This is a genomic window from Chryseobacterium sp. YIM B08800, from assembly GCF_026163565.1.
In the GTDB taxonomy this organism is placed as follows: Bacteria; Bacteroidota; Bacteroidia; order Flavobacteriales; family Weeksellaceae; genus Chryseobacterium.
On sequence record NZ_JAPDKN010000002.1, the window covers coordinates 95,067 to 119,603 of the forward strand.

General features: G+C 32.2%; 23 protein-coding genes and 3 tRNA genes. 7 read left to right on the forward strand and 19 right to left on the reverse strand.

All coding sequences use genetic code 11. The annotated features are described in order from the left end of the window. Window positions 1–427: 427 nt before the first annotated feature. From OEW74_RS00735 to OEW74_RS00750, 4 genes are all read right to left on the reverse strand, one after another. The gene (locus OEW74_RS00735; protein WP_265426662.1) at window positions 428–1,993 is read right to left on the reverse strand and encodes a helix-turn-helix domain-containing protein; all 1,566 of its coding nucleotides are present in this window, start codon (window positions 1,991–1,993) and stop codon (window positions 428–430) included. Window positions 1,994–2,310: 317 nt separating this feature from the next. Beyond that, a tRNA-Leu gene (locus OEW74_RS00740) sits at window positions 2,311–2,394 on the reverse strand. 8 nt (window positions 2,395–2,402) lie between these two features. Further along, a tRNA-Gly gene (locus tag OEW74_RS00745) sits at window positions 2,403–2,475 on the reverse strand. Window positions 2,476–2,484: 9 nt separating this feature from the next. Continuing rightward, window positions 2,485–2,566 (reverse strand) — tRNA-Leu (locus OEW74_RS00750). Window positions 2,567–2,739: 173 nt separating this feature from the next. Here OEW74_RS00750 and OEW74_RS00755 point away from each other — a divergent pair. From OEW74_RS00755 to OEW74_RS00765, 3 genes are read left to right on the forward strand one after another with little or no spacing between them, the layout of a single operon-like run. After that, window positions 2,740–3,117 (forward strand): DUF3127 domain-containing protein, encoded by a 378-nt coding sequence (locus OEW74_RS00755; RefSeq protein ID WP_265426663.1) that lies wholly within the window; start codon window positions 2,740–2,742, stop codon window positions 3,115–3,117. A 59-nt stretch (window positions 3,118–3,176) separates the two neighbouring features. Next, window positions 3,177–3,830 carry a leucyl/phenylalanyl-tRNA--protein transferase gene (gene aat, locus OEW74_RS00760; protein ID WP_265426664.1) on the forward strand — a complete coding sequence of 218 codons (654 nt, stop codon included), beginning with the start codon at window positions 3,177–3,179 and terminating at the stop codon, window positions 3,828–3,830. Continuing rightward, window positions 3,817–4,701 carry a DMT family transporter gene (locus OEW74_RS00765; protein WP_265426665.1) on the forward strand — a complete coding sequence of 295 codons (885 nt, stop codon included), beginning with the start codon at window positions 3,817–3,819 and terminating at the stop codon, window positions 4,699–4,701. Before aat ends, OEW74_RS00765 begins: the two co-directional genes overlap by 14 nt. 150 nt (window positions 4,702–4,851) lie before the next feature. Here the strand turns inward: OEW74_RS00765 and OEW74_RS00770 are convergent, their stop codons facing one another. The 3 genes from OEW74_RS00770 to OEW74_RS00780 form a co-directional block, all read right to left on the reverse strand. Further along, complete coding sequence (locus OEW74_RS00770; RefSeq protein ID WP_265426666.1) at window positions 4,852–6,240, reverse strand: tetratricopeptide repeat protein; 1,389 nt, start codon at window positions 6,238–6,240, stop codon at window positions 4,852–4,854. A 269-nt stretch (window positions 6,241–6,509) separates the two neighbouring features. Then, entirely contained in the window at window positions 6,510–7,892 is a 1,383-nt protein-coding gene (glmM, locus tag OEW74_RS00775) for a phosphoglucosamine mutase (RefSeq protein WP_265426667.1), read from the reverse strand. 130 nt (window positions 7,893–8,022) lie between these two features. Beyond that, window positions 8,023–9,045, reverse strand: coding sequence for a DUF4421 family protein (locus tag OEW74_RS00780; RefSeq protein ID WP_265426668.1), 1,023 nt, complete (start codon window positions 9,043–9,045; stop codon window positions 8,023–8,025). A 118-nt stretch (window positions 9,046–9,163) separates the two neighbouring features. Here OEW74_RS00780 and OEW74_RS00785 point away from each other — a divergent pair, with 118 nt between their 5' ends. Together OEW74_RS00785 and OEW74_RS00790 are read left to right on the forward strand one after the other, a co-directional pair. Further along, window positions 9,164–9,388, forward strand: a complete 225-nt coding sequence (locus tag OEW74_RS00785) for a hypothetical protein (protein ID WP_123873385.1) — start codon at window positions 9,164–9,166, stop codon at window positions 9,386–9,388. Next, a complete protein-coding gene (locus tag OEW74_RS00790) occupies window positions 9,376–9,666 on the forward strand; it encodes a type II toxin-antitoxin system RelE/ParE family toxin (RefSeq protein WP_159745909.1) in 291 nt (96 codons plus the stop codon). Before OEW74_RS00785 ends, OEW74_RS00790 begins: the two co-directional genes overlap by 13 nt. Window positions 9,667–9,837: 171 nt before the next feature. Here OEW74_RS00790 and feoB read toward each other — a convergent pair whose 3' ends face one another. The 4 genes from feoB to OEW74_RS00810 form a co-directional block, all read right to left on the reverse strand. Next, the gene (gene feoB, locus OEW74_RS00795) at window positions 9,838–11,817 is read right to left on the reverse strand and encodes a ferrous iron transport protein B (RefSeq protein ID WP_265426669.1); all 1,980 of its coding nucleotides are present in this window, start codon (window positions 11,815–11,817) and stop codon (window positions 9,838–9,840) included. Then, window positions 11,804–12,070, reverse strand: coding sequence for a FeoA family protein (locus OEW74_RS00800; protein WP_265426670.1), 267 nt, complete (start codon window positions 12,068–12,070; stop codon window positions 11,804–11,806). The genes feoB and OEW74_RS00800 overlap by 14 nt, the downstream gene beginning before the upstream one ends. Window positions 12,071–12,243: 173 nt before the next feature. Beyond that, on the reverse strand, window positions 12,244–13,164 hold the full coding sequence (locus OEW74_RS00805) for a GLPGLI family protein (RefSeq protein ID WP_265426671.1): 921 nt from the start codon (window positions 13,162–13,164) through the stop codon (window positions 12,244–12,246). A gap of 104 nt (window positions 13,165–13,268) precedes the next feature. Further along, window positions 13,269–14,030, reverse strand: a complete 762-nt coding sequence (locus OEW74_RS00810; protein ID WP_265426672.1) for an FkbM family methyltransferase — start codon at window positions 14,028–14,030, stop codon at window positions 13,269–13,271. 387 nt (window positions 14,031–14,417) lie between these two features. Between OEW74_RS00810 and OEW74_RS00815 the strand changes: the two genes are divergently transcribed. Then, window positions 14,418–14,915: a DinB family protein gene (locus OEW74_RS00815; RefSeq protein ID WP_265426673.1), complete on the forward strand. Its 498-nt coding sequence runs from the start codon at window positions 14,418–14,420 to the stop codon at window positions 14,913–14,915. A 59-nt stretch (window positions 14,916–14,974) separates the two neighbouring features. Here the strand turns inward: OEW74_RS00815 and OEW74_RS00820 are convergent, their stop codons facing one another. Beyond that, the gene (locus tag OEW74_RS00820; RefSeq protein WP_265426674.1) at window positions 14,975–17,686 is read right to left on the reverse strand and encodes a TonB-dependent receptor; all 2,712 of its coding nucleotides are present in this window, start codon (window positions 17,684–17,686) and stop codon (window positions 14,975–14,977) included. Window positions 17,687–18,069: 383 nt separating this feature from the next. Between OEW74_RS00820 and OEW74_RS00825 the strand changes: the two genes are divergently transcribed. Further along, on the forward strand, window positions 18,070–18,954 hold the full coding sequence (locus tag OEW74_RS00825) for a cupin-like domain-containing protein (protein ID WP_265426675.1): 885 nt from the start codon (window positions 18,070–18,072) through the stop codon (window positions 18,952–18,954). Window positions 18,955–18,984: 30 nt separating this feature from the next. On the opposite strand, the gene OEW74_RS00830 is transcribed toward OEW74_RS00825, so the two are convergent. The 7 genes from OEW74_RS00830 to OEW74_RS00860 form a co-directional block, all read right to left on the reverse strand. After that, window positions 18,985–19,674 (reverse strand): metallophosphoesterase, encoded by a 690-nt coding sequence (locus OEW74_RS00830; RefSeq protein ID WP_265426676.1) that lies wholly within the window; start codon window positions 19,672–19,674, stop codon window positions 18,985–18,987. A 182-nt stretch (window positions 19,675–19,856) separates the two neighbouring features. Beyond that, window positions 19,857–20,051, reverse strand: a complete 195-nt coding sequence (locus OEW74_RS00835; RefSeq protein ID WP_265426677.1) for a bacteriocin-like protein — start codon at window positions 20,049–20,051, stop codon at window positions 19,857–19,859. A gap of 136 nt (window positions 20,052–20,187) precedes the next feature. Continuing rightward, a complete protein-coding gene (locus tag OEW74_RS00840; protein ID WP_265426678.1) occupies window positions 20,188–20,730 on the reverse strand; it encodes an RNA 2'-phosphotransferase in 543 nt (180 codons plus the stop codon). Further along, window positions 20,723–21,799, reverse strand: coding sequence for a hypothetical protein (locus tag OEW74_RS00845; protein ID WP_265426679.1), 1,077 nt, complete (start codon window positions 21,797–21,799; stop codon window positions 20,723–20,725). Before OEW74_RS00845 ends, OEW74_RS00840 begins: the two co-directional genes overlap by 8 nt. A 127-nt stretch (window positions 21,800–21,926) precedes the next feature. After that, a complete protein-coding gene (locus OEW74_RS00850; RefSeq protein ID WP_265426680.1) occupies window positions 21,927–22,907 on the reverse strand; it encodes an ADP-ribosylglycohydrolase family protein in 981 nt (326 codons plus the stop codon). Continuing rightward, window positions 22,895–23,842 carry an ADP-ribosylglycohydrolase family protein gene (locus tag OEW74_RS00855; protein ID WP_265426681.1) on the reverse strand — a complete coding sequence of 316 codons (948 nt, stop codon included), beginning with the start codon at window positions 23,840–23,842 and terminating at the stop codon, window positions 22,895–22,897. Before OEW74_RS00855 ends, OEW74_RS00850 begins: the two co-directional genes overlap by 13 nt. Further along, the gene (locus OEW74_RS00860) at window positions 23,842–24,528 is read right to left on the reverse strand and encodes an SIR2 family NAD-dependent protein deacylase (RefSeq protein WP_265426682.1); all 687 of its coding nucleotides are present in this window, start codon (window positions 24,526–24,528) and stop codon (window positions 23,842–23,844) included. The genes OEW74_RS00855 and OEW74_RS00860 overlap by 1 nt, the downstream gene beginning before the upstream one ends. Window positions 24,529–24,537 lie beyond the last annotated feature (9 nt).

The following is a 24,537-nucleotide window of genomic DNA, read 5'->3' on the forward strand; positions in this document are numbered from 1 at the left end:
GGTAATTTTAGTTTTTAGGAAGAGTCGAATATCAACTCTTTTTGTAAGCATATTGTTGGAACATCAATGCCTGTTTTCGAAATTTTTTTTTCATTTGTTTTTGTTTTGTGTTTTATTAAATAAACTTTTGTGTCATCTGATTGTCATAATTTCTGAAAATTTAAACAATCTGTTTTTAGAATCGCATCAAGTGTAAGATTAAGAAGATTAGATTAAGGGAATTGGAACTTAATAATCTCGACACTTAACTTTCGGGAGCAAAATTAGCTCCATTTGAAATTGCAGCCAAACAAATGATTTGTAATTTTCCGGAATTTTACAAGTACAAAATTCAAATTAATATATGAAAATCAACACATTACAATTTTAATCAATAAAATTGACTTTTAATCAAATTTTAACTTTTTACAAGTTAATATTTCACATTTTAATCAACATTTTTATTTTTTTCCGCTAAAGAAGAGATAAATTTTGATGGCGTAATCTTAGTTTTTTTAGTAAAGACTTTAGTAAAATAGCTATGTGAAGAAAAACCTGCTAATTCTGAAAGATGGGTAAGTTTGTATTTACAACTTTCTGGATTTTCATGAAGATATTCGAGAATATATTTAATTCTTAAGTCATTTATATAATCATTATACGATTTACCGCTATGCTCTTTTATAATACGGTTTATATATTTTGTATTCGTATCTAAAATACTTACAAGAGTACTTTTTGTAAAGTTTTTAGCGGTAAAAGCTTTTCCTTTTTCAAATCTCTCCAGTTTTTTTAGTAAATCAAATTTTGTCGCATCTAACAAGTCATTCGATTTTGACTCCGAGCAAGTCAAAATAGCCTCTTCACTAGTATCCTCCTCTAATTTATCAAAGATTTCATGTTTTTTATTACTTTCGAGTTCTTTTATAATTTCTTCAAAATAGACCTTTTGCTTTTTTCTCTTTCTTCTTTTAAACACCAAAACTCCAACCGAAAGAAATACAGCAACTACAATAAAAATATATTTATATTCTTTTTGATGTTCCAGATTGACATCCTGCCTGCTAATCTCACCATTAATAACTTTGATATTTTCTTTCTTAGAATGATCTTTATGTTTTATAAATTCGGCAAAAAGCTGTTCTCTTTTTTCTGAAGTATCAATATTAAGCTTTAAGCGCTGTTCTAATAAAACAGTTAATCTCTCATCCATTTCACTTTTTCTAGCAATATCAATTGCCTTATCAAAATAATCTGCTGCGTTTATCTTATCTTTTTCTTTAGCCGCAATCACAGCTTTACAAACATAATATATTTCTGATCTCCAATTAAATCCTTCAGACATTTGCGAAATATCATTATTAGATTCAAAAACAGAAATTTGTTTTTTTGCTTCTTGTAAATTACCTGCCATGAGATAATCGAAAGCTAAATAACACCGTGCAAAAGCAAATTCAGAAATTATAAATTGAGAGCGCTTTTTTTCTATACTTTCCTTCAAATAACTATTGCAGCGTACACGATATGGAATTGCTTCACTAAACCTTTTTTCATCTTCTAACGAAATAGCCTTTAGTTTCAAAGTCATTGCAAGTAAATAGGAATCATCAAGTTTTTGAGCAGTTTTCTCAGCTTCATTTAGATATTGAGTCGCTTTTTGTAATATACCAGATTTATGATAAGATAAAGATAAATAGTAACAGGCAATAAAGTGTTCCTTTTCTTTATTGTTTTTTAAAAATAATAAATCAGCTTTTTTAGCATAAAAAATACTTTTACTAAAATTTCCTTTTAAGTAATAACCAACAAAAAGATAAAAATAACCTTTAGAAACCTCATCGTCGGTATGAGATATCTTAAGCATCTTTTCTCCCTCATTAATTATCTGGGTTGAACTTTTAAATGATTTTTGATAAATATCTGTTTTTAATATATATACATTATCATTTATACTGTTTTGCCCGAAACAGATTAAAGTAAACAAACAGATTACAATTTTTAATACTTTCATCATTAATGCGTGCTTTTTACTGAATTAATCCTTATAGATTATAATGAATCTTAGAGTTGAGTTCACCCAGTTTTACCTAGAATATTGCTCTCTGTTTTTTTAGAATGAGTTGAGCAAATTCTTGCAAAGAAACTCAAAAAGAAAAAGCATCTTGTAAAAGATAGCACACATAAACAGAATACCTTTCAAAAAAACAACACACACTTACCCCATACTTTTTGTTTTTAAGCTTATAATGGAGATTTTATTAAAAGAAAGATAGCTTTAGAAATTTTTGGGCATAAAAAAACCCTCCGTAAATAAAATTACAGAGGGCTTAGTACCCCAGACGGGACTTGAACCCGTACATCCTTGCGGATACAGGATTTTAAGTCCTGCGTGTCTACCAATTCCACCACCAGGGCGTGATGAGAGCGAAAAACGGGACTCGAACCCGCGACCCCAACCTTGGCAAGGTTGTGCTCTACCAGCTGAGCTATTTTCGCAATTTGTAGTGCGGATGAAGGGACTCGAACCCCCACGCCTCACGGCACCAGATCCTAAGTCTGGCGTGGCTACCAATTACACCACATCCGCATTATTATTGAGTTATTTTAAAGAACTTGTTTCGTTTTTGTGAGTGCAAATATAGGGCAATTTTCTTTACTTCCAAACCTTTTTGAAAAAAAAATTAAATTTTTGTAAAATTTATTTGAAAGCATCCTTTTTAAATTTCATTTTATTACTTTTACATCGTTAATATTTACGATATGGAATTACAAGGAACAGTAAAGAAAATCACTGATGTTCAAACATTTGCGAGTGGTTTCCAAAAAAGAGAAATGGTTATTCTTACACAAGAGCAATATCCACAGCCAATCAACATCGAATTTTTACAGGATAAAATAAATTTGCTGGATTCTTTGAAAGAAGGAGAAAATGTAAAAGTAGGAATCAACATCAGAGGTAGAGAATGGGTTTCGCCACAAGGAGAAACTAAATATTTCAACTCTATTACAGGATGGAGAGTAGAAAAAGTTATGGATAATAATTCTGAACCTACACAAGCTTCTCCGTCTCACTCTGCATCTCCGGTTTCAAATGACAACCCTTTTGCTGGTGACGATGATGATGATTTACCTTTTTAATCAGAAATAAAATCAAATACTAATCCTGCTTTTTGAAAAGTGGGATTTTTTTTCTCATAATGGTTCGATTAGACGAAAACGAAATATCTTTTCCCGATCCTGCACAATATGACGGTCACGAAGGCATCATCGCTTTCGGTGGTGATCTGTCTGTAGAAAGAATCTGGTTTGCTTATCAGAATGGTATTTTCCCTTGGTTTAATCCAGGTGAGGAAATACTTTGGTGGTGTCCCGATCCCAGATTTGTGCTTTTTCCTGATGAGTTGAAAGTTTCGAAATCGATGAGGAAAATTTTAGATAAAAAAGTTTTTACCATTACCGAAAATCAAAACTTCAGAGAAGTGATAAAAAATTGTCGGGAAATCAATCGTAAAGGACAGGAAGGAACGTGGCTTTCTGATGAACTGATGGAAACTTTTAACACCCTTCACCGTTATGGGCTTGCCCGAAGCGTAGAAGTCTGGCAAAATAACGAGCTCGTTGGTGGACTTTACGGAATACAAATCGGAAAAGTTTTTTGTGGCGAAAGTATGTTTGCAAAGGTGAGCAATGCTTCCAAAGCGGGATTTATTCATTTTATAGAAACTCATCAAGACGATCTTGAACTGATTGACTGCCAATCTCACACCGACCACCTTGAAAGTCTGGGTGCGAGAATGATTCCTAAAAAAGATTTTTTGAAAATTTTACACGAAAACAATGAACGCAGATAAAGAAAAATGGCTTCTTTTGATTTTACTAAGTGTCATTTGGGGCTCTTCATTTATTTTAATTAAAAAATCCTTAGAACATTTCAGCCCTTATCAGGTGGGAGCTTTAAGAGTTTTAATAGCCGGAATCATCTTAATGCCCGTTGCTATTTCAAAGTACAAGCTTTTCCCTAAAAAACATTTGAAATGGCTTATTTTAGCGGCTTTTACAGGGAATTTCATCCCAATGTTTTTATTTCCTATTGCCGAAACAGAAATCAGCAGCAGCATCGCAGGAATCATCAATTCTATGATGCCGATTTTCGTCATTATTGTAGGCGCTTTAGTTTGGAAATTTGAAACTACAAGAAGACAGATGACGGGAGTTTTTATAAGCTTTACCGGAGTTTGCCTGCTTGCTTTTGGCGGTGATGACAGTACTCAGTTTAAATTATTCCCCATTCTTTTACTTCTTTTAGCAACATTGTGCTACGCTATGAGTACAACGACCGTAAAATCAAAATTAATGGATGTATCGTCTACTATTTTATCGGCATTTGTATTTTCTTTCGTTTTGTTTTTACCTTCAGTAATTGCTTTACTTTCCACAGGTTTTGTTTCTGAATTCACCTTCAACAAAGAAAATATGATCGGATTAGGATTTGTAAGTTTACTCTCTGTTTTCGGAACCGGATTGGCGATGATGATGAATTATCGATTATTGAAAGTTTCCACTCCACTTTTTGCATCAACTGTTACTTTGCTGATGCCGATTGTTGCTATTATTTGGGGCGTTTTAGACGGTGAAAAACTAACGACTTTGCAATTGGCAGGAACAAGTATCATTATTGCCGGTTTAATCTTTTTAAGAGCCAAAACAGCAGTAAAAAAATAATTGTTAAAATTTTTATATTTTGATTGAATATCAACTTACAATATTTAATTAAACGAAAAAACCCCGCATCACTGCAGGATTTCTTATTTTAAGTAAACGTTAAAAATTGATTTCAAGAAGATTAAAAACTTCCATCATCCAACACCAAGCCTATAAATTCTTTTTTTTGACCTTTGCTTTAGCTTTAACTTTCTTCACCTCATCTTTAATATACGGATACTTTTTCTGCATATCTGTAATCAATGAAGGATCGAGCTCTAAAGCTTTTTCTAAAGATTCACTGCCATTTTCATTGTCTCTCAAATTAAAATAACAGTTGCTTAACTGATAAAACAATTCTGCTCTGTAATGGTGTTTTAAAGCTAAATTTAAAACCGTAACGGCTTCTTCATATTCACCAAGCAGCATTAAAACTTCAGAATAGGCGTACCAATTGTAAAATCTTGAAGGTTCTGCGTCTACCAGTTTTTTCAAACAAGAAAGGCTTTCTTCAAATTTACCGGAATCGATGAACAAAAATGCCAATCTTTTCTGATAATCAAGATTACTGTCATTCAGCAAAGTTGCTTCTCTTGCGAAATGCAAAGCTTCCGGCATTCCGCCCATTTCTTCATAAAGATAAGACTGCTCCATCATTGCAAGATAAAACTGAGGATCTTCTCTTAAAGATTTCTGGAAAGAATTTAAAGCAATGATAGGCTGTTTTAAAGCTTTATAGCACAATCCGATTTTATAAAAAGTAAATGCTTTAGTATATTCCAGCTCCAACATTTCTTCGTATACTTCGATTGCTTTATTATACTGATTTAAAGCTTCATAACAAGCTGCTTTGCTCGCATAAACTCCAACTGCGCTGGAATTAATTGCCAACATATAATCGAAACCTTTAATGGCTTCTTCGTAATTTTTTCTATTGAAATAATATTGCCCATACTCGCTCCATGCAATTTCTGAATACGGAAAATCGTCAAGATAACCGTTCAGAAAAGCTATCGCTTCCTCACTCTTATTCAGATCATTAAAGCATACCATCGCATTTTCCAAAGAATATTCATCCATCGGATCGTGCTTAAGAGCTTGCTGATAATGTTTAAGAGCGTTAAAAGGATCTCCCAGATTCACATATTCGTCTGCAATAAAATTATTGAGGAAGTTTTCTTCTTCCTTCAGTTCTAGGGCTTTTTTGCAGATTTCGATGGATCTTTTAGGATTTCCTAAATTCGAATAATATTTGGCGTAGCAAACCAAAAAGTCTGTATTCTCCATAGAAGAACCTTTTAACTCGTTGATTAATTCTTTTGCCATATTATAATCTTCCCATTCTAAAAGAACCTCCAGTTTTTTAATCTTGATTTCTAAAGAATTGGGATGGAGTTTCAGACCAAAATTAACCGCCATATCGGCATAATTAAAGTCTCCAAGCTCCAAATAATAAACAATAATGTCTTCTAACTCTTCTGTATCGAAGTAGAATTCATCATTATTTTCCATCATTTCTTCGAACTTTTTTACCAGTTCATTTCCAAAATATTCTTCCAATATAAACGAGTTTAAGATTTAAGACCAGAGATATGAGATGTACAAATACTCGCTTCTGAAAATCTTATTACTATAAAGTTAATAAATAATTTTTTTAAAATGATGAATTTAGTTTTAATTTAATTGATTGTCTATTTTAATAATAATTTTTAACGCAAAGTTCGCAAAGAATTTTTTTCTACTAACTGCTTTTAGGTTCGCAAAGGCGTTTCACTCAGCAAAGTGCGCAAATTTCTTTTTTATTATTATAAACTTTAGACAGATATTAATTAAATCAAACTTTTGATCTTTGCGATCATATCATCACCCAATTTATCGGCTTCTTCCTGAGATTTAGCCTCTGTATAAATTCTGATAATCGGTTCTGTATTCGATTTACGAAGGTGAACCCAATTGTTTTCAAAATCTATTTTTACGCCATCAACCGTAGAAACCTCTTCATTTTGATATTCTTTTTCCATTTTAGTTAAAAGATCATCCACATTAATTTCCGGAGTCAGCTCAATTTTCTTTTTACCCATAAAATAGCTTGGATAGCCAGCTCTCAGTTCAGAAACTGTTTTGTTTTCTTTTGCCAAATGCGTTAAAAACAAAGCAACTCCCACCAAAGAATCTCTTCCGTAATGAAGATCAGGATAGATAATCCCACCGTTTCCTTCACCTCCGATTACAGCGTTTTTTTCTTTCATCAAATTCACCACATTCACCTCTCCTACTGCACTTGCAAAATATTCTGAGTCGTGAGTCTGGGCAACATCTCTTAAAGCACGGCTCGAAGAAAGGTTTGAAACTGCTACTCCATTTTTATTTTTCAATAAATAATCTGCAACAGCAACCAAAGTATATTCTTCACCAAACATTTCTCCCGTTTCATCAACCAAAGCTAATCTGTCTACATCCGGGTCTACAACAACACCAAAATCTGCATTTTCTTTCTTTACCAGCTCGCAAATATCTCCTAAATGTTCTTTCAACGGTTCTGGATTGTGAGGAAACTGTCCGTTTGGTTCGCAGTATAGTTTAATTGTTTCGCAGCCTAATTTGTCTAAAAGCATAGGAATTGCAATTCCGCCTGTAGAATTTACGGCATCTAAAACTATTTTATATTTTTTAGCTTTAATCGCTTCTACATCAACCATCGGTAAATCAAGAATCTTCTGAATATGAATATCAAAAGCATCTTCTCTGATTTCGTACTGACCTAAATCATCAACTTCTGCATAGTTGAAATCTTCGCTTTCAGCCAAAGCTAAAACTTCAGCCCCGTTTTCTCCGTTGATGAATTCTCCTTTTTCATTTAATAATTTTAAAGCATTCCATTGTTTTGGATTGTGAGAAGCCGTTAAGATAATTCCACCATCTGCATTTAATTCAGGAACCATTACCTCAACAGTAGGAGTTGTAGAAAGCCCTAAATCAACCACATTAATTCCCAATCCCTGTAATGTTGCTGTTACTAAAGAATTGACCATCGAGCCAGAGATTCTCGCATCACGACCGATAATCAGGGTTAAATCTTTTTTATTTTTATTATTCTGAAGCCAGGTTCCGAAAGCTGAAGCAAATTTTACAACATCAAGCGGCGTTAAATTATCGCCAACTTTTCCGCCAATCGTTCCACGAATTCCCGAAATACTTTTTATTAATGACATTTTCTTTAATATTTTAATTTTCTGATTATTAATGTAATGCAAAGTGCATCTTTAATTCTAATAATTCAAAAAGTATAGATTATTTTTAGTTTAAATTTTCCGTTGCAAAGATACTGAAAAGACAACTAACTCAGAGCAACGGAATTTTTTTCTGAATTTTATTATAATTTCTTTCTACCACTTTTGGAGGCGGAAAGCGATAACCGATGTACAAAAGCCCATAAGTATTGTTATTTTCAACCGTAGAATTTTCTTTTTCGTCATAAGCTGTGGCATTAAAATTAATTTTTCCGCCAAACAGAAATCGATCAGAATTATATCCTATATGCAAACCTCCCGAGCTTTTTACTGTGAAATATTGCTCATTTTGTTTTGGACCTCTTGTTCCATTTTCTAAGGTTTCTTTAAAGCTTGTAAACTTTCCACCAAAACCTACAGTTAGAAACGGAGCAATATTTACTTTTTCGGCAATCACCCAGTTGTAAAAATATCCGATGTTTGCACCGAAATTATATTGATATTCTTTACTTTTCAAACCATTTATAGTATTTCTGAAAACTGTAAAATCATAATCTAAAAACGGAACCCAGCTTCCTTTGCTGTTTTTCTGCCATTCACCTTGTGTATAAAGGCTTTTTAATGAAAAATCTTTTTTTAAGATATACGCTGTAGATCCGCCAAAAGTCTGAACTCTTAAATCCGGAAACTTAATGTAAGGGTCTCTGTCTTTTTGCCAACCCGGAATAAGATCCTGCATATTTTCAATATAAAATCCTTCTACGTTTTTATAATAAGCAGCCTGTATAAACCTATTTGGAAAAAATCTAAAACTGAAATCGGTGTAAGAACTGTTTCCCTTCCTTTCGTTGTCATTATTTCCGGGGAAAAATCGAGGTGTAAAAGACAAAGTAGCACTTATGATCCTGTAATCAACCGACAAGGAAGCTTTTGTCTTATTATTGATAGAAAGTATGGTTTGATTTAAATTTTCTTCGCCACCTTCAGAAAAAGTATAGTTTTCTATATTCGTATCAAAATTTACACGAATCATTACTTGATCTGCGTAAGACTTTATTTTTGTGCTATCTCTTTGTGCTTTTGAATAAAAACCAGACAGACAAAGAAAAAAAACAGGGACTGCTTTTGAATTCAAATTGAGATTTAGTTTTAGGAAATGAAATTACTACAAATAATTTATAACAATCGAAAGAATTTATTTTTTTATGAAAATTCAAATTAGAAATAATTTATACCTTTGTAAAAAGCAGATTATGAATACGATAATAGTACATCCTACAACACCCGAAGAAACTAGCTTTTTAGAAAATCTTTTAAAAAGAATGAAGTTTTCCTTCGAAAAAGTTTCTGAAGAAATTATAACTGTTTCTCCCGAAGAATTAAAATCTATTAATATCGGTATTGATGAAGCTAATGACAATAAATTAACTGACAGCGCTGATGTTCATCAAAAAGCTCGAGCATTATGTTCAAAATAAAATGGACTCCTGAAGCAGAAAAACTATATTTTGAAACATTAGAATATTGGATTAACCACAATAAGTCTAATAATTATTCTTTAAAAATAATTGCAGAGGTAGAAAGAAAAGAGAAATTACTCTCTAATAATCCTTTTATTGGCGCAATAATTTTCGGAACAAAAGAAGAAGTAAGAAGAGTTCTGGTTTTAGAAAACTTTTCTATTCATTATAGGGTAAAAAAATCAACTGTTGAGATTTTATCTTTTTGGGCAAATAAAAAAGACAGTCCATTTTAATTTATAAAAATCCTTTTCTAAGAACACCCGCAATCTTTATCGCACCCAGATCTTTTGGAGCTGAATTTCTTTGGCGAAAAATTTTTCCTGATAAATCTATACAAAGAATAGCAGGCAAAAAGTACCAAAAACCCAATAATAATATATTGAAAAATTAATGAAGAATCCATTTTATTTTAAAATTTGATAAGCTATCAACGACACAAAATATGCCAAACCTGTCATCATTGCCACCTGAAAGCCAGTCCATTTCCAGCTTTTGGTTTCTCTGTAGACTACTGCGAGTGTAGAAACACACTGCATTGCAAATGCGTAAAACAACAACACCGAAACTCCTGTTGCAAAACTGAATACTTTTTCACCATTCGGTTTGATATCGTGTCTCATTTTATCGATCACTTTTCCTTCCGGAGCATCATCGTCCAAGCTGTATAAAGTAGACATTGTTCCTACAAAAACTTCTCTTGCTACGAAGCTCGTCAGAATCCCCACTCCCATTTTCCAATCGTAACCAAGCGGTGCAATTGCAGGTTCAATAGCTTTCCCCATTTTAGCCAGATAAGAATGGTCAAGATGAACATCTGTTGCAACGATCTCATTTGGATTTTGTTTCGGACCAAAATAACTTAACACCCAAATAATGATACTTACGATGAAAATAATCTTTCCTGCTCCCGTGATGAAATCCCAAACTTTTCCTAAAACCAGTTTAAAATCGTATCCGAAAAGTGGTTTTTTATAAGTAGGCAAATCCATCACAAGATAAGTTTTACCATCTTCTTTAATGAAATTTTTAAGAATTGCAGCCGATAATAAAGCTACGAAGAATCCTAAAAGGTACATCCCTAAAAGCACCAAAGCTTTATATTGAATGCCAAAAATCGTAGCATCAGAAATAATTAAACCTATGATAATACTGTAAACAGGAAGTCTTGCAGAACAAGTCATAAACGGTGTTACCAAAATCGTAAGTAATCTTTCCTTTAAATTTTCAATATTTCTGGTAGAAATTACCGCCGGAATTGCGCAGGCTGTTCCTGAAACCAAAGGAACGATACTTTTTCCATTTAATCCAAATGGTCTTAAAATCCTGTCCATCAGGAAAACCACTCTTGCCATATATCCTGAATCTTCCAATAAATAAAGGAAATACAGAAGGATTCCAATTTGTGGCGCAAAAATGATAATTCCGCCTAAACCAGGAACAATACCTTGTGAAACCAAAGAATTGACAGGTCCTTCCGGAAGATGTTCTCCGGTAAATTCAGAAAGCCAAGCGAAAGCTTCATCGATCCAATTCATCGGATATTCAGCCAAAAAGTAAACACATTGAAAAATTAGTAAGAGTATAAACAAGAAAACAACATATCCCCAGAATTTATGAACAAGAACTTTGTCTAATTTCTCGGTTAAAAGTTCTTTAAACTGAGCTTTTTTAGTAATAACATCTGCTAAAATCTTGTCAACATGCTGATAACGTCTTACCGTTTCCTTAACCTGTAATCTTTTAGGAACTATATTTTTTGATTCTGAGCTTTTTCCAAGTGTGAAATTAACCCAAGAATGATATTCGTTTTCCGAATTTGTATCAAGAAGGTTTTTGTGTTCTGCAGGAATTTCAAAACTCGGTTTTTCAGAAGTCACAAAATCATTGGTAAAAACGGCTTCTTTAATTGCTTCTATTCCTATCTGTTCTTTTGCATTGGTCTGAATAACTTTAATATTCAACGCCTGAGAAAGCTTTTCAACATCGATATGAATTCCTCTTCTTTCCGCCTGATCAATTTGATTTAAAACCAAAATCATCGGAATTCCCAGATCCTGAATTTGCTGGAATAACAAAAGACCTCTTTTAATACTTAATGCCTCTAAAATATAAACAACTCCGGAATAGTCTTTTTGTCCATCAATCAAGAATTTAGAGAAAATTGCCTCATCTTCAGAGCTCGGATAAATACTGTAAGACCCCGGAAGATCCACAATTTCTACGTCTTCGTTTTTGTAAGAATAATTACCTGCGTGGCTTGAAACTGTGACACCTGCATAATTTCCGGTTTTCTGCTTTTTGTTTGACAAAGCGTTAAAAACGGTTGATTTTCCTACATTCGGGTTCCCTACTAAAAGTATCTGTTTTTTGTTATTTTCCTGCATTAATCAAATCTTCTACAATGATGAAATCTCCTTCTTCTTTACGCAAAGCAATACGGCTTTTTTCTTCGCCGAATTCTACATAAAGCGGCCCATTGAAAGGAGCCTGATAAAGGATTTTAAACAGAGTTTCGGGAAGAAGCCCCATTTCTATAATTTTGGTAGGCATTTTCAGGTTATCATTATCATAGTCTACTATTTTCCCAATTTTATTTTTTGGAAAGCTGCTTAATGTATGTAATTGAATATCCTTCAAGACCCTAATTTTTTGTGACTGCAAATATAGTTATTTAAATTTAATCTAAATAGCGTTAGTTTTCATATTTAAAGGCAGTTAGATTTATATTATTTTCAATTTTTTGATATAAAAAACCCAGACACATCACTGGATCTGGGTTTATTTTAAATATAATTTAGTTGATAAGGATCTTATTTTTTGTCTTTTTCTTTGCCTACTTTTTCAAGATTGCCAACGCTTACAGAATTTGTTTTTTCTATAGGGTTGTCATTAGCGTTAAAGAAATCTTTTGCAATTTTCTCTTGTTTTTTCATCATTTCGCCAATTGTGATATCAGATCCCGGCATTTTCATGCTAGACATTTCCGGAGTAATTTTCTGGCGAAACTCTCCCATTGGATCCTTTTTGAATGTAGCATATGCTTTTTCAAACTTTTCCTTAGTCGTAGGAGTTACAGAATTAGACATACCGTACTTTGCGTTAATTTTTTCTGAATAAGACAATTCTTCATAATTTTCAATTTTCTTGTTACCACTTAGTTTCCAAGAATAGTCTTTTTCTGTATCTTCAATCTTGACGATTAATCCTGGTAATCCATAAAATTTATACGGTCCATCCTGAAAAGGAATATCTGTACTGAACCAAGCGGTCCATTTTCTTCCTGCAAAATCTGTTGTTGCTTTTTGGGTATTATACTCTCCTATTTTTTCTTTTTCAGGAAGAATATTCCAATTAAATTTAATATTGTCATCATAACCAAATAAATTCATACTTATTCTATCTACAAATTGCTCTTTCATTTCCGGATATGTTTTAATAATTTTATACGAAAATTTTGGCATTTTAATAAGCTTAGACATATCTTTAAAAGACTTAGTCTTTTCCATTTCTTCAACTGCTAATTTAATAATGGAATCCTGAGCTGCAACTGTGTAGTCCTGATAAATTGATTTTTTACTTGTTATATCTAAAGTAGCAATTACTTTATCAATTTTTGTTGAATCTTTCTTAGGTTTAAAAGTTAATTCATAAAAAAAGCGGTTTGCTGTTTCCTGTGCATTTGCAGCAAAAGCAAAAACAGCAACGAATAGTATTGAAAATATATTTTTCATTATATAAAAGGTTTACTCAATTAGTTCGCATTAGTTATATTTTGTTACAGATTTTATGAAACAAAATTGTAATTCATTTAAAAAAATTTTAACCTTCAAAATAATTAAATCGAAAGATTCTCTACAACCAAGTTTTCGCCACTTACAAAAAGATGATAATGTGGCCACGTTTTATTTAAGGTTTCAAAAAAGATTCTAGAGGTGTCTTTCTGCATAAAATCGTGAAGCTCGATAACCAGCATTTTTACTTTGGGCAACCAATTTTCGTAATTTTTAGAAAATACTTCTTTCTCGCTGCCTTCTATATCCATTTTTAATAAATCAATTCTATCAAAATTGTTTTCCTTAACAATTGTATCAATACTTATTGCTTCAATTTTTCCGTTTTCATTATCTTCTACTACTTGAATTCCCCATTTTGAAGCGTCTTCATCCATAATTTTTAATTTAACGTCGCTACTCCAAACTCCTTTATTGAGTAATTGTACATTAGAATAATTTTTAAGATTCTTTTCTGCCATCCTAAAATTATCAGAATCGGGTTCAATAATTACAAATTTTGCATCAGGAAATTTATTTTTCATCAAAACGGTAAAAAGTCCTAGATTACCTCCCGCATCTATGATGGTTTTAGGATTTTTGTAATGATTTGGCTGATATTGTTTTTCTATAAAAATCTGTTTAAAAACTTCCAAATCAGATTTTTCATTTTTTCTAAGGTTTATAGGATGTTTTATTCCGTAAATATTGATATTATTTAAGTCTGAGGATGAAAGTTTTTTATAAAGTTTGTAACCTTCCTTGAATCCGTACTCGTTGTAATACGGTAAAAAATTTTTAAATTTTAAATATATTTTTTTTCTCATCTATTTGACTTTTTATTTGCTAAAATAAAATTTTTCTCTTTAAACTTTCATCAGTTTAACCATAAACTTTATAATATTTTATTGAGTCTATAACCCGTTGTGCATTTTGAGGCATTTTCGTCACTTCGAGTAGATTTTTGAAAAAAAATCATATCGAGAAGTTTGTAATTTTGAAGATAAATCTATTCTCGATACATTTTTTCTTCACTTTGTTACGAAAAAACACCCGAAGTGACGAACCAAATATTAAAATTTTTCAAAATGCACAACGGGTTGAATTTATAATAATTTATGAATGTCTGATTTTGAATTTTTTAATCTTTTATAAAAATAATTTTTTACTCTTTTAAAAGTTTTAAATTTAAGCTTACCAAAAACAAATATTATATGGACACTTTAAAACAATTAAGACACGAGCTTGAAGCCGAGTATCAAACGACAAAAAGCTTTTTAGAAATCTATCCTGATGACAAAAATGACTATGCTCCACACCCGAAAAGTATGAAAATGATGCATCTTGCTACTCATATTTCGGAAGTTTTTGGCTGGCCAGGATTTATGCTGAATTCTTCAGAACTTGATTTTGCCAAAGGCGGAATGGAACCAAAGCATCTTACCACAAAAGATGAACTTTTAAAAGTTTTAGAAGAAAATCACAAAGCAAGTCAGGAAGCATTACAAAGAGCATCTGAAAACGACTTAGAACCAAGATGGGCTTTGAAAAATGACGGCCATGAATTGGCTTCCTGGACGAAGTATGAAGCCATTCGTCACAGCTTAAATCAGATTACTCATCACAGAGCGCAGTTGGGAGTTTATTACAGACTGAATGATATTGAACTTCCCGGAAGTTATGGCCCGACTGCGGATAACCCTAATTTTTAAAGAAGCTTTAAAATATTTTAAAAGAAAAAACCAATCTCGATGAGATTGGTTTTTATAATTTATTTAAAGTTGAATTTTACTGAAAGCATTACTTGGCTTGGTCTGAGCTGCATTGTAGTTTGAGTAATTGTAGCATCACCAACACTGATTCTTTCAAAGACTTTTTTATCCGCAATATTCATCCACTTCAATTCAAAGTCTACTTTCTTCGCTGTCCAGCTGAATTGGTAAGACAAATCAAAGAATCCATTATTAAGCTTAGTATCTCCCAAATTTGAATTAATCTGATCCCAGTAGAAACCAATTGTATGGCTTTCTAAAGGATAGAAAAACACATTCAAGTTGTGATTATAGTTCTCTGTCTTTCCTAAATCATTACTAATAATTCCATTTGATTGTTTATTCCAAGTTTTTGTAAAGTTGAAATCTACACTCATCCATGAGAAATAAGTATTATTAAATTTAAATCCTAAGCTGTTTGCATCATTTTTAGTATTAATGTCCTCATTATTTCTTCTAGATTGAGACTTTGAAGTTGTATCATTAAAAGTTACTGATGCATTGGTTTTAAATTTTGGAAAATATTTTCCTATTTCTACATAATATCCATTATTTGTTCTTTTATTTTCACTTTCTATATATTCAATCACACTGAAACCTAAATCATTTACAGAGCTTGAAGCCAATAAATTATTTTTAGTATCACTTAATCTGTAACTTACATTGAAGAAGAGATTATTTAGCGGGTTTCTATATTCTAATCTTGCACTTCCACTTTTAGAGTTTGTTTGAGGAATTGGGTTTTTAGGATTCATTACATTAAACCCACCAGGGCTTGTTAAAACATATCCTGCATAAGCCGTTTGAATATCTCCGAAATTATTACTAATATTTCCATTTATCATTGCTTTAAAAAACGAAGCAAAACTATATTGAATAAAAGCATTAGGTGTAAAAGTTGTTTTATTTAATGTTTTAGAAACGCCTCTAAATGCATCTTCCGCTTTAATATTATTGAAATTAACCGGAACATTTGCAAAAACACTCCATGCATCAGATTTATAATTAATTCCTAAAGAAGCAGATGGTGTAAATTCAGTAAATTTCAAATCATTTTCGTACGACAGACTTGTAAAATCGGGGGAGTTAGTAAGAGTACTTCCATCAAAATTTGTGTTGAGTTGATCTGTTGAGAAATCAACTCCCACTTGTGGAGTAAAAGTCCACCCTTTTGTTGTAAAACTTATATTTGCAGAATGCGAAGTATCTAACGTTTTTATTCTAAAACTTTGCAAAGCTGTACTTCCTGGAGTAAAATTAATAGTAGAAATAGCAGTACTTCCTGGTGCTTTATAAGGGAATAATAAGTAATCAGCCGGAGAAATTTCTAAAGTTTGTCTGTCATCCTGATAATTAATATAAGATTTCAGATTCACCATTTTTTCTTTCCAAGGGATAATTGTGCTCAATGAGTTTTGGAAAGATGAAGTTGGTGATTCTAAACTTTCGTTACCTGTTCTGTAACCAATTCTGTCATTTCTTTCTGCAAAAGCTCTGTCTGCATTCCAAAACTGAGAAAATGTAGTTGTATTTTTGAAGAATCCTTTTTTGGCATTCTTAGTGAAAATCAATTCACCTTTTAATTTATCAGTATAAAAATTATTTAGAAATCTTGTGTTATACTGTGTTCCTTGTTGAAAATCTCTTGTAACACTATTAGATTCTCTCTCTACAGTATTATTGGTATAGTTTGCGTTTGCTTTAAATTCCCATTCATTTTTGCTGTCAATATTCGTTAAATAGTTTGCAGAAAGATAATGTACATTATTAAATAAATATCTCTTCACCGGAAGATTGGGTACAGAAGCATTTTCTACACTTAACCAGTTATTTTGGCCAACATTTCCTCTTCTTCCTTCCCAAGAACTACCGAAGCCTAAAATATTTCCTTCATTTTCTACCTGCTCACCCATATTATTGGTCTTGTAATTCATCACCCATTGTTGTTTTTTACTAAAAAACATAGGGGTTAATTTTACATTCCAAAGCCAAGGATCACCAAAACCAGAACCTACTTCGCCTCTACCCGTCATTGTTACGGATTTTTTTAGTTTGATATTAATTGCCGCCGCATCAGAAGGTATTTTTCCCTGTAGCATTTTTACAGGCTGGTGATTTTCTAAAACTTCAAGTTTTGAAATCGCATCTTTCGGTAATGAATTGGTAATGGTACCATAACCTCCTTCCATCAAGTCTTTCCCTTCAACATAAAATTTATTGATTGCGTTCCCTTGATAAAGAATCGTTCCATCGGCATTTACCTCAATACCTGGAATTTTCTTCATGATATCTGCCAAAGTACGATCATTCTTATTGTCGAAAGCTTTTAAATCGTAGGAAATAGTATCGCCTCTTGCAGTAATCATTTTGGTTTTAAGCTGTACTTCTTTGATTTCTGTTGCTTCAGATTGTAATTTGAAAGAAAGTGTTTGATCGCTATTGTTGATCTGTTTTGTAATTGGCTTTTGGTTAAAAGCTTTTACTTTTAAATCTACATTTGATTCTGAAGAAGTAAAAGAAACTTTATATTCTCCTTTAGAGTTTGTAATTCCGTAGGCGAGAATTGCATCTTTTCCGGGTTCTTCAATCGTTACACTTGCGCTTGGAATCGCAACACCATCTTCATCAGTAATTTTTCCGGAAACAGTTTTTTGTGCAAACGTGATCACGGAGAAAAAAACCATCAGGAAAAGGTAAATTTTTCTTTTCATAATTTATTATTTGATTAATTAGTTAGTTATTAGTGTTTTTTGTTACACATTATAGAGATATAAATTTTAGCTGATAGTTAAATCAAATTTTATAACTACAAACATAGTTATAATTTTAAATAATAATTCTCCTATATTTATATTTTATAAAACTTTAACGTTAAAAGGTTTCAAAAACGTTTAACAAAATCACTAAAAAGTGAATACACATTAAAAATAAAGTGAATTAAAAAAATGAGAAAAACTTTTCAGAACCGTTTAAAGTAAAAACAAATCTTATTTCGACTCAATTAAAATGTGATTAAGGTCATAGATTAAAAATATCTTAATTTATTTTCCGTAAGTAAATATTTAATAATTTTGTAACATTAAACTATAAAAAAATGGGGGTTATTCTAAAGCCTATAGATATTGTTGACGATATTACTCAAGAAGAGTTTCGTGAGAAATATCTGATACCAAGAAAACCAGTTGTGATAAAAAATATGGCCAGAAAATGGCCAGCCTATCAAAAATGGACGATGGATTATGTGAAGGAAGTGGTAGGAGACGTTACAGTTCCCCTATATGACAGTGCAAAGGCAGATCCTGCTGCACCTATCAATACTCCGACAACGGAGATGAAATTTGCAGATTATATCGATTTGATACAGAGAGAACCTACCGATTTGCGAATCTTCTTTTTTGATCCTATCAAACGTGCCAACAAACTTCTTGAAGATTATATTTCTCCTTCAGAATTGATGGGTGGATTTTTAGATAAATACCCTTCTATGTTTTTTGGTGGAAAAGGTTCTGTAACATTTTTACATTACGATATCGATTTAGCCCATATTTTCCATACTCATTTTAACGGGAGAAAACATGTGTTGCTTTTTGAATATAAATGGAAAGAAAGGCTTTATAAGTTACCTTACGCAACCTATGCTTTGGAAGATTATGATATTTCAAATCCTGATTTTGAAAAATTTCCAGCTTTAGACGGTGTGGAAGGAATTGAATGTTTTCTGGAACACGGTGATACTTTATTTATGCCAACTGGATGGTGGCACTGGATGAAATATCTGGACGGAAGTTTCTCGCTTTCGCTTCGTGCGTGGGATAAATCCTGGGCTGTAAAAGCCAATTCTTTGTGGAACCTTACTGTTCAAAGAAATTTTGACAATATCATGAAAGGTCAGTTCAAAAAGAAATACATGGATTGGAAAGAGAAAAAGGCTGTAGAAAGAGCCAATTACGCTTTGAAAAAGGGTTTGCCTAGAAAATAGAAAAATACGCTTCGAAATGGAGCGTATTTTTTATTTCAATTTAATATTATAATTATTTCGACCTTTTTCATTTGGATATAAATTCGGAAGCAAGTCGCTCTGCCAGAATTCTTTAGTTTCAACATTTATTATCGACAATGCACCTGTAAAAGCAGCACCTATATCAAGATTCCAAACATTGGCTTTATTCATAGGTTTATCAATACCTAAATGCAAAGTCGGAGTATGTCCTATGAAAATTTCCTTATACAGAAGCAGCCTCTTAGGATAAAGCTCTGAGTTTTTTGATAACTTCTTATCCATTGCAACCGCAGTTTCCCATAAAGTTCTATCCCAACGATAATTGCTTGAATAAACCTCTTTTTCAGGACCATGCATTGAAGAATAATCAGCATGAATAAATAAACGATTTTCTTCATCAACATAATAATTTTTCATTCTTTCAAAAAATTCCAAATGAATTTCCAGCTCTTCCAAAGAATATTCAGAATAACTGTTAACCGTACTTTGTCCACCGTTGAAAAGCCAAACATCGGGAGCATTTCCGAAAGATAACCAATCTTCCGTCCACGCATCATGGTTTCCTTTAATAAAAATACATTCCTGTTTTTTTGAAAGTTCAATTAAAAATTGAATGACCCGAGAAGACTCACTCCAACCGTCAACATAATCACCAAGAAAAATTAATTTATCTTTTTCGGTAACATTGGCTCTTTCCAAAACTTATTTCAACGCTTTGAAGCCACCGTGAATATCTCCTATTGCGAATGTTCTTTCCATCTAAATATTTTATACAATTTAATGAAAATCTTTTTGACTTTACTTAAACTTCAAATTTGATTTTGTATAAAAAATCCCCTAAATGTTGATACTTTTAGGGGCCTATTTTCTTTATATCTTAATTAAAAACCATACCAACGTCCGCATTTATTAACGCAAAATGGTTCAAGGTCAGGATCTGTGGTAGAAGCTTGAATGCAAGCTGCCTCGGTAGTGTAATAAGGTCTACCTGATCCCCACCAAGATGCACATTCCGGAGTAATACCTCCTTTAATTGATTTTAAATTTTCTCTTGAGATTTTGTTTAAGTTTTTCATAATGATTTAGTTTGATTTTCCTACTCTATACGGTTTTCGGATACCCCGATATTAATACACTAATATATGAAATATTTAATTACAAAATCAAAAAAAAATTTTATTGTGAGATTTTAGTTTTATTATTCATCTTTCTTTATTGAAAAATGTATTTAATATCTACAAAATCTGTCAGCCAGACATTATTTTCAGAAAGATAAAATTCTATCCCATCATCAAACATTTTTTCGGTATTGATGGTTAAAATAATCGGTTTTCCGTGACGCATTCCGACTTTAGTAGCCGTTTCTCTATCCTGACTCAGATGAACGTGTTGTCGGTTTCTTTTTTCAATTCCTTTTTCCAGAATAGAATCGATATTACTTTGAGCCGTTCCGTGATATAAAAATTCAGGCGGTTGTTGTGGAATTAAGGCCAGATTAATATCAATAGAATGTCCTTGATTTGCTCTGATTCTGGTTTTATCTTCATTAAAAATAAAACGTTTTTTATCGTTGGTTTCCACAATTTCATCCAATTCTTCAAAAGTAAAACCTTGAGAATCGTTTGTTGATTTTGTGATTAATTCATCAACATTTGCCCATCCATTTTCATCTAAATTCAAATTAATGAGTTCTGGATGATGCCTGAGAACATAGCTCAGAAATTTGCTTGTTTTTTTCTTATGTTGTTCATTCATGTTTGTGTTCTAAAATATTAAGAATGTTTTGAACGTTAAAATAATCTTGTTTTAAATTTTCGAAAATCTCATTTTCTTCTTTATCTAATCTTGCTAAAAGAGCTTTCTGTTGGTAATAATATTCCTCAAAATTATTTTTATCATTTTTAGATTTATCATCTAAATCGAGATACTTTTCAATTTCTTCTTCCTTAAAATTGTATGAAAATAGTTTGACTCTTTTTGAAGAATTTTTTAATGATCCTTCTTTTAACTGTTTATAAAATTGATCCCATAAATCATCATTTTCTTCATCTGAAAGATTATCAACCTCTTTATTTATATAAATTTCATCGCGAACAGATTTTACTTTCTCTTCAATTTCAATAATTTTTCGAAGATTTTCTGATGTAGTTTCACAATTATTTAGCTTTCTCCATAAATAATCTTCGATAATCCCTTCTCCAAACTCTCCATGATCAATTGCACTGAATTTTTTTTTGTATTCTTTTATGTCATCTAGAAATTTTTGATTCGTCTTTCCGTGAAAGAAAAGATTTCGAATATAAGTTCCCAATCCAAAATGATTTCTGAAAGAATCCATTCTTGCATTAATCGATTGATTTTTAATTACATTTATATCATTTTGTTTAAGATCTTCATTTATAAGGAATTCCACAGCATCTTTTACGGTATTAATATTTATTGTTTTCTCTTTTTTCTTATCTAAAAATTCTGCAGATTCTCTTATTTCGTTTTCAATTTTCTCAATCATTTCCTCGGTTAATTCTGAGTTGTAATCTGAAGTAAAGTCATCCTCTCCATAAAAATAATCGTCTGTTATAATTTCACGTGAATTTGTTTCAAGGAATATTTTGAGTCTCATTTCAGCTAAGTGCATTTCATTAATGATAATATCTTTGATTATTTCATCTAAATGATGCAAATCTCCAAGCGAAGTATCAATAATCTTAATTCTGTAAATAAGTAAATTAAAGGCTTCCAAATTTTCAGAACTTATTACTATTTCATTACTAGTTTCTATTTTTAAAGTAAGTAAGTCTTCTGCTGAAATTTCACATTTAACCAAAAAAATCAATTTCTCATCAATATTTTGATCAAATGACTTATCTAAATAAAAATGCAGAGGAAAATTGGAAGAAAATTCTCTGAATTTTTTCTCTCTAATCTCTAATAATTCTTCTTCTGAAATAAATTTATATAATTCGATCATTGTTGCTTAATTTCTCATTTAATTTTTCACAAAGCTTTTCAATATCCTCTTTTCTAACAAGTACCTCAATCCATTCTTCAGGAATATTTTCAAAGCCATAATAAATTCCTGCAATTCCGCCCGTGATTGCTCCGGTTGTATCGGTATCTTCTCCTAAATTGACTGCTTTCAGAACTGCTTCAGAATAACTTTCAGAATTTAGAAAACACCATAATGAGGCTTCTAAACTTGACAGTACGTATCCCGATGAACTTATTTCTTCTTCCTCCAAAGTGTGTAATGGGTCTATGTCATATTCGCCAACTTTTAATTCTAAAATTCTGTGGAATTTATCCATTTCTTCTTGTGAACAAATAGGGTTGCTGTCTAAGAAATTCCGAACTGTATTTTGCATTGATTTATAAGCTACCCATTTGTCTTTTTCTTTCAAAATTTCTAAAGCAAATTCCAAGTAAATAAAACAAGCCAGAACAGAACGAATATGCCCATGTGTAATGCTGGAAACCTCTTTTACAATATCAAAACGCTTTTCAATGTGAAAATCTTTAATGTAAAATAATAACGGTAATATTCTCATTAAAGAACCATTTCCATTATCAAATTCACTTGTTCCGCCACATAAAGTCGGGGATGCTCCTTTACTTATTCTGTGAATGGCTTGTGAAGTGGCAATTCCAATATCGAAAACACTTCCATGTGGAGTCCAGATTTCTGCATTATACCATTGCAAAAACTTTAAAGCTATATCTTCCAAATCATATTCTTTGCAAAGGCTATCCGCAAGACACAGCATTAAAGAACTGTCATCACTCCATGTTCCAATCGGTTGACGATGAGTTCCAAAAGCTCTCATTGTCGTAACTGGTGATCGTTTCAGTTGGTCACGACTTCGGAATTCTACCGGAACACCCAAAGCATCACCGATACAAACTCCAAAAATCCCTGCTTTCACTATGTTTTCCATTCTAATTTATTATAAAATTTTTCACAAAGCTTTTCAATATCCTCTTTCCTCACCAACTCCGCAATCCATTCTTCAGGAATATTTTCAAAGCCATAATAAATTCCTGCAATTCCGCCTGTGATTGCTCCTGTTGTATCGGTATCTTCTCCTAAATTGACAGCTTTTAAAACTGCTTCAGAATAACTTTCAGAATTTAAAAAACACCATAATGATGCTTCTAAACTATGAAGAACGTATCCTCCTGAACTAATTGTGTCTTCGTCATATTTTGAAATATCATTCTTTAAAACTCTATCAAAAAGCCGAACCTCTTTTGGGTTAAAACCTTGATTTTCTGCAAATTTCAAACTGACAATTTGGGTATGATGATATGCTTCTTTTTTATCTTTTCCTTTTATTAATTCAAGCGCAAAAATTACATAGATAAAACACGCAAAGACTGAACGGAAATGCCCATGAGTTATCGAAGAAACTTCTTTTACAACCTGATATAATTTTTCAATATTTTCTTCATCTTTAAGATAAAAAGCCAAGGGAAGCGTTCTCATTAAAGAACCATTTCCATTATCTTCTTCAAAGATATTTCCTGAAAATCTGGCACTTTCTCCTTTAATTAATCTCGCAATCGAATGTCTTGTCGTTCCGCCAATATCGAAAAGCCTTCCGTGAGCTGTCCAATGTCCGAATTTATTCCATTTTACAAAGCTTTTTCCAATTTTCTCGAGATCAAAGCCTTTTGTCAATTCTTCTGCGATACAAAGCGTTAGTGAACTATCGTCGCTCCAGGTTCCTTTCGGCTGATTCCAAGAACCAAACTCCCGCATATTTTCGACAGGGAAAACTTTTAAAGTTTCTCTTTTATTGAACTCCACCGGAACACCCAATGCATCGCCAATACACACGCCAAAAATCCCTGCTTTTACAATATTTTCCATTACGCAAGATTTAACAATTTATCGTACAATAATTTCATTCCTTTCGTTGCGGTTTCCTTCATTACGACCGCTCTTTGTCCGTATCCGAAGCCTGTTTCGTTGGGGTTGATGACAATTAAAAGACAGTCATCTTTAATATCATGAAGCAATCCTGCAGCCGGATAAACCTGCAAAGACGTTCCGATTACTAAGAAAATATCTGCTTCCTTTGCTTTTTTCGTTGCTTCATTCATCAATGGAACGTCTTCTCCAAACCAAACAATAAAAGGTCGCAATTGAGCCCCGTCTTCCGCCTTATCACCGATCTTGATGTCGTTTTTTTGTTCGTAAATCAGAGCTTTATTGTTACAAGAACATGACTTAAATAATTCGCCATGAAGATGAATGATATTTTTAGAACCCGCTCTTTCATGCAAATCATCGATATTTTGCGTGATAATCTGAACATCGAAATGTTTTTCCAAATCGGCAATTAATTTGTGCGCATCATTTGGTTCAACTTCATGAAGTTGACGACGTCTCTGGTTATAAAATTCCAAAACCAAAGCTCTGTCTTTTCGCCATCCTTCCGGACTTGCCACGTCGGTTATGCTATGATTTTCCCAAAGACCATCTCCGTCTCTGAAAGTTTTTATTCCGCTTTCGGCACTTATTCCGGCGCCGGTTAATATGGTTAGTTTTTTCATTTGTTTTTT